This window comes from uncultured Acetatifactor sp., from assembly GCF_948601915.1.
Taxonomy (GTDB): domain Bacteria; phylum Bacillota; class Clostridia; order Lachnospirales; family Lachnospiraceae; genus Acetatifactor.
Genome location: NZ_CAPDXS010000136.1, coordinates 1 through 14596, shown reverse-complemented (window position 1 = coordinate 14596; position 14596 = coordinate 1). Strand labels below are relative to the sequence as shown.

General features: G+C 59.8%; 11 protein-coding genes and 1 pseudogene. 8 read left to right on the top strand and 4 right to left on the bottom strand.

Going from position 1 to position 14596, the window contains the following annotated elements:
* The 3 genes and pseudogenes from Q2B33_RS19135 to Q2B33_RS19125 all read left to right on the top strand — a co-directional run.
* Positions 1-285, top strand: a pseudogene (locus tag Q2B33_RS19135) (hypothetical protein); the annotation flags it as partial.
* 28 nt (positions 286-313) lie between these two features.
* Positions 314-4789 (top strand): UvrD-helicase domain-containing protein, encoded by a 4476-nt coding sequence (locus Q2B33_RS19130; RefSeq protein WP_300564074.1) that lies wholly within the window; start codon positions 314-316, stop codon positions 4787-4789.
* Positions 4790-4802: 13 nt separating this feature from the next.
* Positions 4803-5327, top strand: a complete 525-nt coding sequence (locus Q2B33_RS19125) for a hypothetical protein (protein WP_300564076.1) — start codon at positions 4803-4805, stop codon at positions 5325-5327.
* Positions 5328-5403: 76 nt separating this feature from the next.
* Here the strand turns inward: Q2B33_RS19125 and asnB are convergent, their stop codons facing one another.
* The 4 genes from asnB to Q2B33_RS19105 all read right to left on the bottom strand — a co-directional run bounded on the left by asnB (position 5404) and on the right by Q2B33_RS19105 (position 11251).
* Entirely contained in the window at positions 5404-7281 is a 1878-nt protein-coding gene (gene asnB / locus Q2B33_RS19120; protein ID WP_300564078.1) for an asparagine synthase (glutamine-hydrolyzing), read from the bottom strand.
* A gap of 143 nt (positions 7282-7424) precedes the next feature.
* A complete protein-coding gene (locus Q2B33_RS19115) occupies positions 7425-8903 on the bottom strand; it encodes a hypothetical protein (RefSeq protein ID WP_300564080.1) in 1479 nt (492 codons plus the stop codon).
* A 28-nt stretch (positions 8904-8931) separates the two neighbouring features.
* Complete coding sequence (locus tag Q2B33_RS19110) at positions 8932-10584, bottom strand: HAMP domain-containing sensor histidine kinase (protein WP_300564082.1); 1653 nt, start codon at positions 10582-10584, stop codon at positions 8932-8934.
* Positions 10571-11251: a response regulator transcription factor gene (locus Q2B33_RS19105; RefSeq protein ID WP_300564084.1), complete on the bottom strand. Its 681-nt coding sequence runs from the start codon at positions 11249-11251 to the stop codon at positions 10571-10573. The genes Q2B33_RS19110 and Q2B33_RS19105 overlap by 14 nt, the downstream gene beginning before the upstream one ends.
* A 205-nt stretch (positions 11252-11456) precedes the next feature.
* Here Q2B33_RS19105 and Q2B33_RS19100 point away from each other — a divergent pair, with 205 nt between their 5' ends.
* The 5 genes from Q2B33_RS19100 to Q2B33_RS24580 form a co-directional block, all read left to right on the top strand.
* Positions 11457-11672 carry a FeoB-associated Cys-rich membrane protein gene (locus tag Q2B33_RS19100; RefSeq protein ID WP_300564086.1) on the top strand — a complete coding sequence of 72 codons (216 nt, stop codon included), beginning with the start codon at positions 11457-11459 and terminating at the stop codon, positions 11670-11672.
* Between the two features lie 133 nt (positions 11673-11805).
* Positions 11806-12945 carry a polysaccharide deacetylase family protein gene (locus Q2B33_RS19095; RefSeq protein ID WP_300564088.1) on the top strand — a complete coding sequence of 380 codons (1140 nt, stop codon included), beginning with the start codon at positions 11806-11808 and terminating at the stop codon, positions 12943-12945.
* 59 nt (positions 12946-13004) lie between these two features.
* Positions 13005-13706, top strand: coding sequence for a UMP kinase (pyrH, locus tag Q2B33_RS19090; RefSeq protein ID WP_300564179.1), 702 nt, complete (start codon positions 13005-13007; stop codon positions 13704-13706).
* 26 nt (positions 13707-13732) lie between these two features.
* A complete protein-coding gene (frr, locus tag Q2B33_RS19085; RefSeq protein WP_296458884.1) occupies positions 13733-14284 on the top strand; it encodes a ribosome recycling factor in 552 nt (183 codons plus the stop codon).
* A gap of 164 nt (positions 14285-14448) precedes the next feature.
* Positions 14449-14596, top strand: a 148-nt coding sequence (locus Q2B33_RS24580) for an undecaprenyl diphosphate synthase family protein (RefSeq protein WP_300914179.1), incomplete at its 3' end; no start/stop codon positions are given.

Sequence of the window (14596 nt, the reverse complement as noted above, 5' to 3'; positions counted from 1 at the left end):
CAGGACAATGGGGAGGAGGAGACAGACATGTGCAAAGCTTTGGAGGACATCAAAAGGCATGAAATGGAAAAGGGCGTTAAGATAGGCCGGAAACAAGGCAGGAAACAGGGGCGAAAGCAGGGCCAAAGACAGGGCATCGAACAGGGCGAACGGCTGGGGACCCTCAAGACCCTGTGCGCCCTGGTCAATGACGGCCTCCTGAAAACGGACGAAGCCGCCAGGCGTGCGAACCTGTCGAAGAAGGCTTTCGGCATGGAGATGAAGAAGGCGGGATATAGACATTGACGAAATCCTGAAAAAGGAAGGAAAACCCATGGCAGTCACATTCACACAAGAGCAGAGCATGGCCATCGAACTTCATGGCCGGAATATCCTGGTATCAGCGGCGGCAGGCAGCGGCAAGACCGCCGTATTGGTGGAGCGCATCGTGCGCATGGTCTGCGATGAGGCGCATCCCGTGGACATAGACCGCCTGCTGGTGGTGACCTTCACCAATGCGGCGGCGGCGGAGATGCGGGAGCGCATCGCGGCGGGCATCTCGAAGCGGCTCACGGAGAGGCCGGACTCTGTCCACATCCAGCGCCAGTCCACGCTCCTGCACAATGCCCAGATTACCACCATCGACAGTTTCTGCCTGTTCCTGCTGCGGAACCACTTTAACGAAATCGGCCTGGATCCGGCCTTCCGCATCGCCGACGAGGGGGAGGTACGGCTGATGCAGGGGGAGGCCCTGGAGGAGCTGATAGAGGCTTCCTACGCCTCCGGCAGCGAGGCCTTCCGCTACTGCGTGGAGTTTTTCTGTCCCGGGGGGCGGGAGAGCGTCCTGGAGCAGCATATCCTGAACCTGTCCCGGTACGCCGCCAGCTTCCCCTGGCCCGCCAGGTGGCTTAAGGAGCGGAAAGAGGACTATGGCGCGGCTTCGGTGGAGCAGATGTGCGCCAGCTCCTATGCCCTCTGGCTCAGGGAGCATCTGCGCCGCCTCCTGTCCGGATGCGTGGAGAAGCTGGAGCGGGTCCAGGAACTCTGCGAGGCGCCGGACGGCCCCTACATGTACGGAGAACTGGTGGACAGAGAGCTGGAGCAGCTAAAGGCCCTTGCCGCCTGCGATTCCCTGGAGGCGTATGCCGTCAGGCTTCCCGCCGTGAGCTTCGGCAGGCTGCCGGCGAAAAAGGATGAAAGCGTCTCCCCTATAAAACGTGAGCTTGCGAAAGCTATGCGGGCCTCCGTGAAGGACAGCATCCGGGACATGGAGGAGCGCTATTTTGCCACGCCTTTGGAGCTTGCGGCCAGGCAGGGAGCGGCATGCGCGGGCCCGGTGGGCACGCTGATCGACCTGGTGCTGGAATTCGACAGGCGGATGCAGGAGAAAAAGCAGGATAGAAAAGTCATAGACTTCTCCGACATGGAGCATTTCGCCCTGGGAATCCTGCTGGAGGGGGAGGGCGAGGAGGCCCGCCCCAGCGCCGTGGCATTGGAATACAGGCAGCATTTCGTTGAGATATTGACGGATGAATATCAGGACAGCAACCTGGTGCAGGAATATCTGCTGAAAGCGGTATCCGGTGAGGCGGACGGTAATTTCAACCGCTTCATGGTGGGGGACGTGAAGCAGAGCATCTATAAGTTCCGCCTGGCCAGACCGGAGCTTTTCCTGGAAAAATATAACAGCTATGAGGGTGCGGGGGTGCCTATGGCAGAGGGGGATGCCGCACCGGAGAGCCAGATGGAGGCCCAGGCGGGGAGCAGTGAAGGGCGGCGTGCTGAAGAGGCTGTATCGGAGGGTCAGACGGCGGCCCAGGCAGGTAGCGGTGGAGGGCTGCAGGCTGATGAGACTGTATCGGAGGGCTACAGGGCAGGTCAGGCAGGTAGCGGTGAAGGGCTGCGGGCTGATGATGCCGTATCGGCGGGCCAGACGGCGGGCCAGGTAGGGAGCCGTGAAAGGCTGCAGGCTGATGAGGCCGCAGGGCCGGAGGCTCCGGACTTGCAGGGAGGCCCTGGGCTGCCCGGGAGCGGCTGTGTGCGGATCGACCTGGCCAGGAATTTCCGCAGCCGTCTGGAGGTGGTGGATGCCGTGAACGATGTGTTCAGCCGCCTGATGAGCCAAACCGTGGGGGGCATCCCCTACGATGAGCGGGCGGCGCTGTACCCCGGCGCGTCCTATCCGGACAATGGGGGCTGCGGCAGCGAGCTGCTGCTGGCGGAGAAGCCGGTGAAGGGCGATGATTTGAGCGCAAAGCAGGCGGAGGCTCTGGTGATCGCGCAGGAAATCAAGAGGCTGCGGGGAAGCTTTTCCGTGACGGACAGAGGCACAGGGGAACTGCGGGCGGCACGGTACAGCGATATGGTGATACTGCTGCGCACCAACAGCGGCTGGGACGAGGAATTCAAGGAAGTGCTGGAGGGGCAGGGGATTCCGGTGTACATCACCTCCAAGACAGGATACTTTGCCGCCGCGGAGGTCCAGGAGCTCTTACAGCTCCTGCGGGTGCTGGACAATCCCAGCCAGGACATCCCCCTGTTCGGGGTGATGAAGTCCGTCTTCGGCGGCTTCTCGGAGGAGGAAGCCGCGATTATCCGCAGCAGCGCAAAGGACTGCTGCCTGTATGATGCGCTGAAATTCTTCGCCCGGGAGCACGGACAGTGGGAGGAGGCAGGGTCGGGCTCGGGGGTGAGGACTGATTCAGAGTCCGGGTCAGGTTCAGAGTCCGGGCTGGATCCGGGAGCTATGCCGGGTTCAGAGTCAAGGCTGGATCCGGGAGCCATGCCGGGTTCAGAGTCAAGGCTGGATTCGGAAGCCATGCCAGGTTCAGAGTCAAGGCCGGATTCAAGAACCGTGCCGGGTTCTGAGGTCAGGGTAGATCCGGGAGCTATGCCAGGTTCAGAGTCCGGGCTGGATTCGGGAGCCGAGTCAGACTCTGGGGCGAGGATTGGTTCTGAGTCCAGACCAGATTTGAAAGCTGTGCCGGATTCCGAGGCAGGGAAAGGTTCGGAGCCGGAGGGCCTTCGAAAGCCGGACGGGCTCCAGGGCGAGGGACCAGACACGGGTTCAGCCATCCTGGCCGGAAAAGCCGCCGGGTTCCTGCGCATGATAGCAAAGTACCGGGAATGCACGGTATACCTCCCCATCCGTGCCCTCCTGACAAAGCTGATCGGAGATTTCGGCTATCTGGACTATGTCACCGCGCTCCCTGCGGGAAGCCGGAGGCGGGCCAATGTGGAGATGCTCCTGACCAGGGCCTCGGACTTCGAGAACACCAGCTATTTCGGCCTCTTCCACTTCATCCGCTACATGGAGCAGCTGGAGAGATACGACGTGGACTACGGCGGGGCGGAGCTCCTGGACGAAAATGCGGACGTAGTGCGCATCATGAGCATCCACAAGAGCAAAGGGCTGGAATTTCCCGTCACCTTCGTGGCGGGCCTGAGCAAGCGGTTCAACATGCAGGATGTGAACCAGTCCCTGATTCTGGACATGGACATGGGCCTGGGCACGGACTTCGTGGATCCAGGCAGACGCGTCCGCAACAGGACCCTGCGGCGCATGGCCCTGGCGGGGAAGCTGCGGGAGGAGAGCCTGTCCGAGGAGCTGCGGCTGCTCTATGTGGCCATGACCAGGGCCAGGGAGAAGCTGATCCTCACAGGCGTGACGGAACATGCGCAGGAAAGCTGGGAGCAGGTCATGGAGGCAGGTCATAAGAGGCTGACCTATCTGGATTTCATGGAGGCGGGAAGCTTCCTGGATTTCCTGCTGCCCGTCCTGCCGCATACCTGTGTACAGGTAACCGTACAGGAACAGGTGCGGGAGGAGACGGAAGAGATCAGGGAGCAGATTCAGCTTTACCAGAAGAAAGAGGCCCTGGATAGGGCGGAGCAGTTCGCGGACCAGGAGGCGGGAAGACGGCTGGCCGAAAGGCTGAACGCGGTCTATCCTTATGCCGTATTGTCGGATCTGTACACGAAGACGACTGTGTCCGAATTAAAGATTGCCGCCATGGCAGACCGGGACGAGGCGGCGTTCCATGCCTTTGAGGAGAAGGAGGTCCAGCCCTATATTCCGCAGTTCCGCAGAGGCGAGGAGAAGATCAGCGGCGCGGTCCGCGGCAACGCCTATCACAGGGTCATGGAGCTCCTGGACTTCCAGGCGGTGCTGGGGGCTGCCTTGGATGGGGACAAGGCAGGCGGGACGGCCGCGGGCGAGGCACGGGAAGCCGCGCCGGGGAGCGGAAGGCCCGGAGAAGTTCTGCTTCAGGCGCAGAATCCTGCCGGGGCAGGGGAGCCTGCGGAAATTCCCGGAGGCGTATCGTGTCCGGAAACCTACGAGGCGTACAGACAGAGCCTGCGCCCGGAGAGGCTCGCCGCGGTTCTGCGGGCCTTTCTGGAGGCAGAGGCGGAGAGCGGACGCCTCTCCGTGGAATATCTCCAGGCAGTGCGGCAGCGGAAAATCGAGAATTTCCTGCAATCCCCCCTGGCCTGGCGCATGTGGCTGGCCCAGCGCCGGGGCGGCCTGTACCGGGAGCAGCCCTTCGTGCTGGGCATAGACGCCCGCCGCCTGAAAAGCGACTTCCCGGAGACGGAGACCGTGCTGATCCAGGGAATCATAGACGTGTTCTTCGAGGAGGAGGACGGAATCGTCCTGCTTGACTACAAGACTGACGCCATATCCTCCATGAAGGAGCTCTGGAACCGCTATGAGACCCAGTTGGACTATTACCAGGAGGCTGTCCGGAAGCTGTCCGGGAAGCCCGTGAAGGAGAGGATACTGTATTCGTTCCATCTGGAGACGTATTAGCGGAGAAATGTTGATGGGAAGGGACATCATTATTAAAAAAGACATAAAAGGCAAAAGAATCGCAGTCATAAATAATATCCATTTTGCGGGAAAACGCATGGTCGACTGGGATAATGTAAAAGAATATCTGAAAGCTTTTGTGGGAGAAAATCATAGGGTAGAAGATACAGATGACATCATATACATAGGGAAGGATTTGCCGAATGAATTCACGGGCTCTCTGTATACTTATAAACTTAAAGGAGCTGTAGCGAAAGCGAAGGCCAATGCGGCGCAGGGGCTCCCTGAAATAATAAGGATTGCCGCCCACAGACATTTCCGCGAGAATAACAGTGAAAAGCATTACAGAAACGCGGCATTGGGATGGTATCGATATGACTCCAGGTTCGCCCTCCCGGTCTATCGTGAGGATGGCGGGATTGAGCGGTATAACGCTTTCCATGCTTCCTTGATTGTGCGTCACGATGAAAACGGGAAAATGTACCTGTATGACATGATTGACATAAAAAAAGAAACAGGCAACCCGCTTGAGCTATAAAAGCTGTATGCGACACAAAACCCGCTTCTCTTTTTATTATTTTATGCTGAGAGGAAATGTTTGTCAAGAGGCAAATTCAGGAAAGAGCCTCCTCCGGAAAATAAATCCCATACCACACCAGGAACGCATACACAGCCCAGAGCTTCCGGTTGGTGTTCCCCCTGCCGAAGCCCCTCCCGGCCAGCAGCTCCTCCAGGGCCTCCCGGTGGAAGAACTTCTTCGCCGCCTTTGAGCCGAAGGCTTTCCGGACAGCCGCCTCCCCCATCTCGGAGGTGAGGAAATGCCCCAGGGGAACCGGGAAGCCCAGCTTCTTTCGGTCAGAGCTCTTCTCGGGCAGATGGAGCCTTGCCACTTTCCGGAACAGATATTTCGATATCTGCCCTTTTTGCTTGTATTTCGCGGGCAGGCACCGGGCCACCCGGAAGACCTCCCTGTCCAGGTAGGGCACCCGCAGCTCCAGGGAATGGGCCATGCTCATCCTGTCCGCCTTCTGCAGGATGTCCCCGGGAAGCCAGTGGAGCAGGTCTATGTACTGCATGCGGCTGGCTTCGTCCAGGCTGTCGGCATCCCGATAGTCCCTCTCCAGAAGGGCCTGGGGAGAGGGTGCCCCTGTGCTGCACTTGAGGAGCTTCTCCCGCTCCTTCGCGGTGAAAAGATTGGCGTTGCCGATAAAACGTTCCTCCAGTGACATGGCGCCGCGCATCAGGAAGCTCCGCCCCCTGACATTGGGAAGTCCGGAGGCCATCCGGGCGATTCCCCTGCGAACCGCTCTGGGGAGCTTCTGGTACAGATGCAGGGAGTGGGGCTCGCAGTAGATGCAGTAGCCGCCGAAGAGCTCGTCCGCGCCCTCCCCGGACACCACCACCCGCACATGCCGGGCGGCCTCCCTGGACAGGAAGTACAGGGCCACTGCGGAGGAATCCCCGGAGGGCTCGTCCATATGGTACAGCACCTCCGGCACGGCCTCCCAGAACTCCTTCTCGGAGATCCGCTTGTTGTGCTGCTCCAGCTGCAGCTCTTCCGCCAGCTCCCTGGCCAGGGGGATTTCATTGTAGTATCCGTCCTCCTTGCCGTAGCCCACGGTGAAGGTCTTGCTTCCGGTAAACTCCGCGGCGATCAGGCCGGAGTCCACGCCGCCGGACAGAAATGTCCCCACCTCCACGTCCGCTATCATATGGGCCTTCACGGAATTCCCGATGGCTGCGTCCAGCCGGTCCATCCATTCCTCCTCCGATGCCCCTTTCCCCCGTCCGGCCTGTTCCGGCGCGAGCATGGGCAGGAAATAACGCTTTGGCGATAGCTCCGTATCGCCCTTGTGATAAACAAGGAAATGTCCGGGCAGCAGCTGGCGGATGCCCTGGAAGAAGGTCTTCTCCAGAACGGAATACTGGAAGGAGAGATACTGCTCCAGGGCCTCGGGATTGAACCGCTTTTCATAGGCCGGATGGGGCAGGATGCCCTTGATTTCCGAGGCGAAGATGAAGCTGCCCTCCGGGTTGCCCGCCGAGACGGTATAGTAAAATGGCTTTATCCCGAAGGGATCCCTGGCCGCAAAGAGGGTCTGATTCCTTTCGTCCCAGATGGCAAAGGCGAACATGCCCCGCAGGCGCTCAGGGAGCTTCTCGCCCCACTCCTCGTACCCATGGAGCAGCACCTCCGAGTCCCCCTGGCTGGAGAAACGGTGCCCGGCGGACAGGAGCTCCAGCCGAAGCTCCTGATAATTATAGATTTCCCCGTTGAACACCAGCACCTTGTCCCCGGTTTCGTTCACCATGGGCTGGACGCTGCCGCCCGGGTCGATGATGGCAAGCCGCCTGAAGCCGAAAGCCGCGCTATCTGAAATCCAGCTTTTCCCCTGGTCAGGCCCCCTGTGGATCAGCGCCGCCATCATGGCCTCCAGAATCTCCTTTTTGGGGGGGTTGTCTTTTTCTATGAATCCGCATATTCCGCACATAATCCATACTCCTTTGTCTTTCCGGTAGTCTCTCGTGGTATGGATTTCAGTTTAGCGGAGGGCTGTTTCTTATTGACAGCATTTCTGTATCAAATTTGTTTCAACTTGTAAACAGTTTGCGCCGGGGCGGGCGGGAGCCGTGCCTACAGCTCCAGGAGGATGCACTTTCTGCGGGCCATGTCCATCTCCTCGTAGGTCTCCAGCAGGATCCGGCCTGTGTCCTCGTCGTATTCCAGGCTGATGAGGTTCTGGAGGCTTTTGTACAGTAGGTGCCCTTCCGAAGAGCCTGCCGGATACAGATACAGGTCTGCGGACAGGATGCCCCAATAGTCCTGCATGGCCACCGGGAGGCAGTACTCCTGGGAGTACTGCTCGGAGTTGCGGGTGCTCTGCATGAGGTCTTCCCCGGCCCCTTGCGAGAGATCCTCCCTGGTTTCCTGCACCAGCGCCGCCAGGATGTCCCCGCCGGACAGAGGCAGGAAGTCCCAGACAAGTCCCGGGAACTCCATGACGGTCTCCGGCGCCTCGGGTCGGAGCATGTCGGTGCCGCAGAGGGTGGAGGGATCCGAAAGATAACGAACCACGCATCCGTCTTCGGAATATCGATATATCGGATAGGGAGTCTCCTGATAGTTGGACAGAAGCAGCTCGGCATGCAGCAAATACGACGACGCCTCGGCATCCGCGTCCAGGAGGGACGGGAGGGGCGAAGGACTTTCTCCCGGGGCGAAGCAGTCCCTGCTGACATGGAGGGAGCCGTTGCTCCCCCTGGCCAGGCTGATCAGTCCGGGGTCATCGCCGCTGTCATAGAGAGCCGCGTCCCACAGCCAGCCGACGGTGTCTGAGCCGGCATCGTCCTGCTTGGACGTGTAGAGCACCCGGTCCGGCGCAAGCAGCCTGGATTCGGTCTGCGCTATGGCCCAGCCCTCCTCCGCCTTCGACGGTGCCTGCCCGCAGTCGTATATGGGGACGAGTCGTGTGGAGGCCGTGGAATTCGCGCAGGCGTCGAAGGTCACCCATCTGCCGGTGGGGGAAAAGGAGCCACGGCACACAGCCGGGAGGTTCGCTGTGCCCTCATACAGGGTCAGGGGCTTTGCCTGGCCCAGCGTATACAGCCGGATTGTGAGCCTGTCCAGGGAGACGGATCGGAAGTAGGCCAGAACCTGCTTCCCGTCAGGGGAGGCCAGAAGCCTTTCTATATACATATCTTCCTCCAGCTCCCCTTGGGAGGGGCTGTCCCAGCCATCCCATGTCTCAAAAAAGTCCCCCATCCGGTCATGGAAGCCGTATCTGTAGTCGATTTGCCTGTATTCCAGCATGCCGTCCGTACCCTCTCCGTCCAGGGAGAGGATGTGGATCTCATTGTCGCCGCAGCCCGACAGGAAGGCGCTTTTGCCCAGCTGGCCCAGGGTGCGGTAGGTATAGGTATAGATTTTCTTCACGGTGAAGTCCCTGGCTACGGCCTCCGTCTCCGCCTGGTCTCCGGAGGGGGAGGCCTGGGGCAGCAGCATGGTCTTTTCCTCCGGCGCGCACCCGGCAAGCAGCAGGGAAACGGCCAGGAGCATGGCCGTGGTAAAAAGCATGGCCGATATCCGGAGCAGGGGGGGCATGAAGGTGGGCATGCCGCGATGCGCCTTATGGCGATGCGCCTCAGGGCGATGCGCTCTGCCGCGAGGCCAGCCTGGGCACCGGGGATTTCCTGGTTTTCGGATTTTTTGCTTGATATGCCTGTTGTGCGTCATGGTCTTCTGCCTTTTCTTCCTGTGGATTCCCGGCCGCCTGGCTCCAGTCCTCCCGATTCCCGTCCGCATCGGGAATTTCCTTCAGACGAATATAAAATGTGGTATGGTCGTTCCCGCTGCTCTTCACGCCGATGAGGCCGTCATGCTCCTCCATGATTTTCCGGCAGATGGAGAGCCCCAGGCCGGAGCTACCCTGCTCCCTGGACTTGAGCTTGTCCACCCGGTAGAAGGGCTCGAAGATTCGCTCCTGCTCTTCGGGGGAGAGGCCTTTTCCCTGATTGCGGACGAAGAGCCATACATAGCCTTTACGCCTGGATCCGCTTAAGAGGATGGGAGTATGGCTGTCCCCGTACTTGATAGCGTTGTCCACCAGGTTGACCAGGACCTGGCGCAGCCTTTCCTCCACGCCCATGGCCCGGAGGGGTTCGGGGAAATCCGTCTCGATACGCATCTCGTACCGTCTGGCCTTGATTTCCAGGGCTCCGGCCACGCTGCCTGCCATGCCGGCCAGCTCCACGGGCCGCATTTCCATATAGATGCCCTTGTCGGACATTTCCAGGAGCTGCAGCACCATCCGGTGCATCCTTGTGCTCTCCTGGAGAATCTGGCTTAAGCCCTGGCTGGTGAGCTTCGGATCCGCCCCCCGGTCCGCCTCCATGAGCTGGGCGTAGCCCTGGATGGTGGTCAGGGGGGTCTTCAGCTCATGGGTCATGTTGTTGTAGAATTCCTGCCTGCTGCCTAAGAGGGATACGATTTGCTCCTTGTCCGCCTGCATCTTCTCAAGCTGGGAGCCGATGGTTTCCAGCATCACGCTGAAGTTACGGGACAGCTCGCCCACCTCGTCCCTGCGCCCGGAGTCCGCCAGCTGGGCCAGCATCTGCATGTCCACCTGCCCTTTGGAGAGGTCGCGCACCACCTGGCGGGTGATTTCCGTCAGCTTCCCCACGGGCACCAATAGTCTGCCTAGGAAGAAGGCCAGCAGCAGGAATATCAGGGCGTACACGGCGGCGGTGATCTGATAGATCATCTGCTCGTTTTGCCTGATCTGGAGGTAGAGCCTGGAGGTGTCCATCCGGTAGCGGATGATGCCGATGGTGTGGTCCTCGATGGTCACGGGCATGGAGAAATAGACCAGCATAGTGTCCGCATCCGGGTAGGTAAGGGTAAAAGCGGCATTGCCCTCCATGGCGGCGGCCAGGTCCGTGCCCGCCGGGTCCTCCTGCACCTGCCTGCTGCCGCTTAGATATTGCCCTTTCGTGTCCAGCACGCTCATGGCCTGGCCTCCCAGGACGCGCAGCTCCTGGACGATGTCCTCCGCAATCTGCCGGAAGCCCTCCTCGTCATTGTTGGCGCCGTGGAGCATCAAAAGCTGCCGGATATAGACCAGGGTGTTCTCCTGCTGGCCTGTGAGCTCCCGCACGATTTGGGCCTCCAGGCTCTGCCAGAGCTTCGCGTGGATGCCGCTGCTGAGGATTCCGCCTCCTGCCAGGAACAGCGCCAGGATGATGAGCAGCATCTGCCGCCTCATGCCCAGCCGGACGGGCCCCTTACTGCGGGACATACTTGTACCCCACGCCGAAGACCGTCACCAGCATGCCGTCCAGCTCCGCTTTCTTGCGGATGCGCTGGACATGGATGTCCACGGTCCTGGTGTCCCCCATGAAATCGTAGCCCCATATCCGGTCCAGCAGGGCGGTCCTGGTGAACACCTGGCGGGGATGCCTTAAGAAGCAGACGAGCAGCTCGTATTCCTTGGGGGTGAGGCTCACCAGCTGGCCGTGCTTGTAGACGCAGTGCTCCTGCTCCTTCACGGTGAGGTGCCCGCAGACCAAAGGCTCCTCCTCCGACGTGGCCCGCGCCTTGTCGAACCGACGCAGGATGGTGCGGACCCTGGCCACCACCTCCCGCAGGTCGAAGGGCTTGGTGATATAATCGTCCGCCCCGGACTCCAGGCCGTAGAGCTTGTCCTCCACGCTCCCCCTGGCGGTGAGCATGATGATGGGTATCCGGTACTGCTCCGTGAGCATCCGGCAGACGTCCACGCCGTTTATGTCCGGCAGCATCCAGTCCAGGAGCACCAGGTCCGGGGGCTCCTTGCAGGCCGCGGCGAAGCCCTCCGCGCCCGTGTAGGCGCAGCGCACCGCGAAGCCTTCCTTCTCAAAGCCGTATTTCAGGATGTCCGCGATGGGTTTTTCATCCTCGATGACCAGAATCTTCTTCTCTTCCATCTGTCGTACCTCGTAGCCGCACGCCGGGCTTCCGGCGGAGTGTATGCGGTATTATATAGGATAAGTATAACGCGGATGTCTCGGAAATGTAAAGAATATGTATCGAAAAGTATGGAGACCGCGGAAAACCGGCTTGACATTTCCCACCCAATAGCATATACTCTAATGAGAATGATTCTCAAATAAGCATCGGGAGGGATGGAAAATGGCGGATATGATCATCATTGCGGCTCTGGCGGCGGCCGTATTCTTTATTCTCCGCGGCCAACTGAGGAGGCTGCGCAGCGGACAGTGCGCGGGAGGCTGCGCCGGATGCTCTGCCGGGGGTTCGGGCTGTATGGGCTGCGGCGGCAGTTGCGGAAGCCGTGGAGGATGCGCGGGAGGCGGTGCGGCCTGTGCAAAGGAGGAGGGGGCTGAGTGAGCCGGTCTTTAGGGGCGTATTTTTTTCACGCCCTTTTTTCATTTTTGTCTTTCCCTGAAAAGAGGAATATGCTATACTGAAAGCTGAGAGCGGAAAGCATGAACCGGGAGTGAGTATGTCAGGACGAAATAGATTGGGAGATCATATTTCGAAAGATGAATTTTCAGCAACAGATGTACGGAAGGATGACATATCGGAGGACAGGGCGGAAGAGGCGGCAAAGAGGGCAGCAAAAAAGACGGTAAAAAAGGAACCGAAGCATGGCGGAAAGGGCAATGCGGCGGTGCACAGGATGTGGACGGCGGTGTGGATGCTGCTGTGCGCCGTTCTCCTGATTCAGATATGGGGCCTGAACCAGAGGATAGAGGTCCTGAAGGAGAGGATGGACAGACTGGCCCGGATCGCGGCGCAGCAGCAGGACAGGCTGGAAGAACTGACTGAAGGGCCGGGACAGGATGGGGCCCATGGCACGAACGGCGCGCCGGGAGAGGACGGCCGGACAGATGCCGCCCAGGTCAGCGGCCAGGGGATTGCAGGCAGCCAGGGATTTGACCGGGACGGTCAAAAGACCGGTTCCGGCGGCCAGGCATCCGCTTCCAGAGAACCGGATGCGGCCCACAAGGTCTACCTGACCTTCGACGACGGCCCCAGCGCCAATACGGATGAGATTCTGGACATCCTGGACAGGTACGGCGTGAAGGCCACCTTTTTCGTAGTGGGGAGGGAGGGCAGCCAGGCGGAGGACGCCCTGCGGCGGATCGTGGAGGAGGGGCATACTCTGGGGATGCATTCCTATACCCACGATTATGACCAGATATATGAATCCGTGGAGAGCTTCGCGGAGGATTTTGAGAAGGCCCGGGACTATCTCTACGAGGTCACCGGGGTGGAGAGCACGGTCTACAGATTCCCGGGAGGGAGCTCCAATGCCGTCAGCCACATCGACATGCGGGAGTTCGCGGAATACCTGGACAGCCAGGAGATTCGCTTCTTCGACTGGAACATCTCATCCGGGGACGGGGGAAGCTTCCTGGTTCCCGTGGAGATGCTGATAGAGAACTGCACCGCCACCATCAAAGACCACGGCACCTCCGTCGTGCTGATGCATGACGGGACGGCGAAGTCCACCACGCTGGAGGCGCTGCCGGAGATCATCGAGACGATCCAGGCCATGGAGGACACAGTGCTCCTGCCGATTACGGACGAGACCTCTGTAGTCCAGCATATACAGTGGAAGAGCGAAGGACAGGAAGCATCCGATTATAACAGGTAACGACGGAAAATGGGGAGACAGGCATATGCCTGCCAGATAGAGCAACGGGAAAGGATGTGGTGACAACGCAGAGGATACTATTGAAACTGAGCGGGGAAGCCCTTGCGGGCCGGAAGAAGACCGGATTTGACGAGGAGACGGTGAGAGGGGTGGCCCTGCAGGTAAAGGAGCTTGTGGACAGCGGCATACAGGTGGGCATCGTCATCGGCGGCGGCAATTTCTGGAGAGGCAGGACCAGCGAGAATATCGACCGCACCAAGGCGGATCAGATCGGGATGCTGGCCACGGTGATGAACTGCATTTACGTGTCGGAGATCTTCCGCTCCACGGGGATGGGGACCAACATCCTGACCCCCTTCGCATGCGGCTCCTTCACAGAGCTTTTTTCCAAGGACAGGGCAGTGGAATGCTTCTCGCAGGGGCGGGTGGTGTTCTTTGCGGGCGGCACGGGACATCCTTATTTTTCCACGGATACGGGCGTGGTGCTGCGGGCCATCGAGGTGGAGGCGGATGTGATCCTGCTGGCCAAGTCCATCGACGGGGTGTACGATGACGATCCCGAGGTGAATCCGGAGGCGAAGAAATACAGCGAGGTGACCATAGACGAGGTCATCGCGAAGAATCTCCATGTGGTGGACATGACCGCATCCATCCTGGCGCGGGACAACAAGGTGAACATGTGGGTCTTCGGGCTGAATGAGGAGAACAGCATCGTGAATACCCTGAAAGGGAATTTCAACGGCACGAAAGTGTCGGTATAAAAGGCGAAGAAGGAGAGGACGAAAATATGGACAGCAGGCTACAGGCATACGAAGACAGGATGAAAAAGGCGATCGAGTTTCTGGAGGGGGACTACAACGGTATCCGCGCGGGCCGGGCGAATCCCCATATCCTGGACAAGCTGCGGGTGGACTACTACGGAACGCCCACGCCCATCCAGCAGGTGGGCAATGTCACCGTGCCGGAAGCGCGGGTCATCCAGATAGCGCCCTGGGAGAAGTCTCTGATCAAAGCGATCGAGAAGGCCATCCTCACATCCGATATCGGCATCAACCCGTCCAATGACGGCAGCGTGATCCGCCTGGTATTCCCGGAGCTCACAGAGGAGCGCAGAAAGGACCTGGCGAAGGATGTCAGGAAGAAGGCGGAGGAGAGCAAGGTGGCCATCCGCAATATCCGCAGGGACGGCAACGACGCGCTGAAGAAGCTGGGCAAGGCCGACACCTCCGAGGACGAGGTGAAGCAGTTGGAGGATCAGCTCCAGAAGCTGACGGACAAGTATATCAAGGAAGTGGATGCCCTGATGGAGAAGAAGTCCAAGGAGATCATGACCGTTTAGCGGGGCTTTCGGGAAAAGGAATATATGCGGGGGAGCGGAAGAGGACATCTGTTCCCCCTTGCTTTATTGCATGTGCAAATCCGGACAGAAAATAACGATTTGCCGGTTTCCGGCGGGCCTGCGGGCAGACGGACGGGCAGATAGGAGCGGAAATGGGCGAAGAACTGAGAATGCCGCGGCATGTGGCGATTATTTTGGACGGGAACGGCAGATGGGCCAGGGCCAAGGGGATGCCCCGCAACTACGGCCATGTCCAGGGGGCGAAGACCGTGGAGACCATCTGCGAGGAGGCCTACCGGATGGGGATCCAGT

Bases quoted from the DNA above. Each gene is read 5' to 3' on its own strand.
- Q2B33_RS19130 (WP_300564074.1), top strand. From the start codon at position 314: ATGGCAGTCACATTCACACAAGAGCAGAGCATGGCCATCGAACTTCAT.
- Q2B33_RS19125 (WP_300564076.1), top strand. From the start codon at position 4,803: ATGGGAAGGGACATCATTATTAAAAAAGACATAAAAGGCAAAAGAATC.
- asnB (WP_300564078.1), bottom strand. From the start codon at position 7,281: ATGTGCGGAATATGCGGATTCATAGAAAAAGACAACCCCCCCAAAAAG.
- Q2B33_RS19115 (WP_300564080.1), bottom strand. From the start codon at position 8,903: ATGCCCACCTTCATGCCCCCCCTGCTCCGGATATCGGCCATGCTTTTT.
- Q2B33_RS19110 (WP_300564082.1), bottom strand. From the start codon at position 10,584: ATGTCCCGCAGTAAGGGGCCCGTCCGGCTGGGCATGAGGCGGCAGATG.
- Q2B33_RS19105 (WP_300564084.1), bottom strand. From the start codon at position 11,251: ATGGAAGAGAAGAAGATTCTGGTCATCGAGGATGAAAAACCCATCGCG.
- Q2B33_RS19100 (WP_300564086.1), top strand. From the start codon at position 11,457: ATGGCGGATATGATCATCATTGCGGCTCTGGCGGCGGCCGTATTCTTT.
- frr (WP_296458884.1), top strand. From the start codon at position 13,733: ATGGACAGCAGGCTACAGGCATACGAAGACAGGATGAAAAAGGCGATC.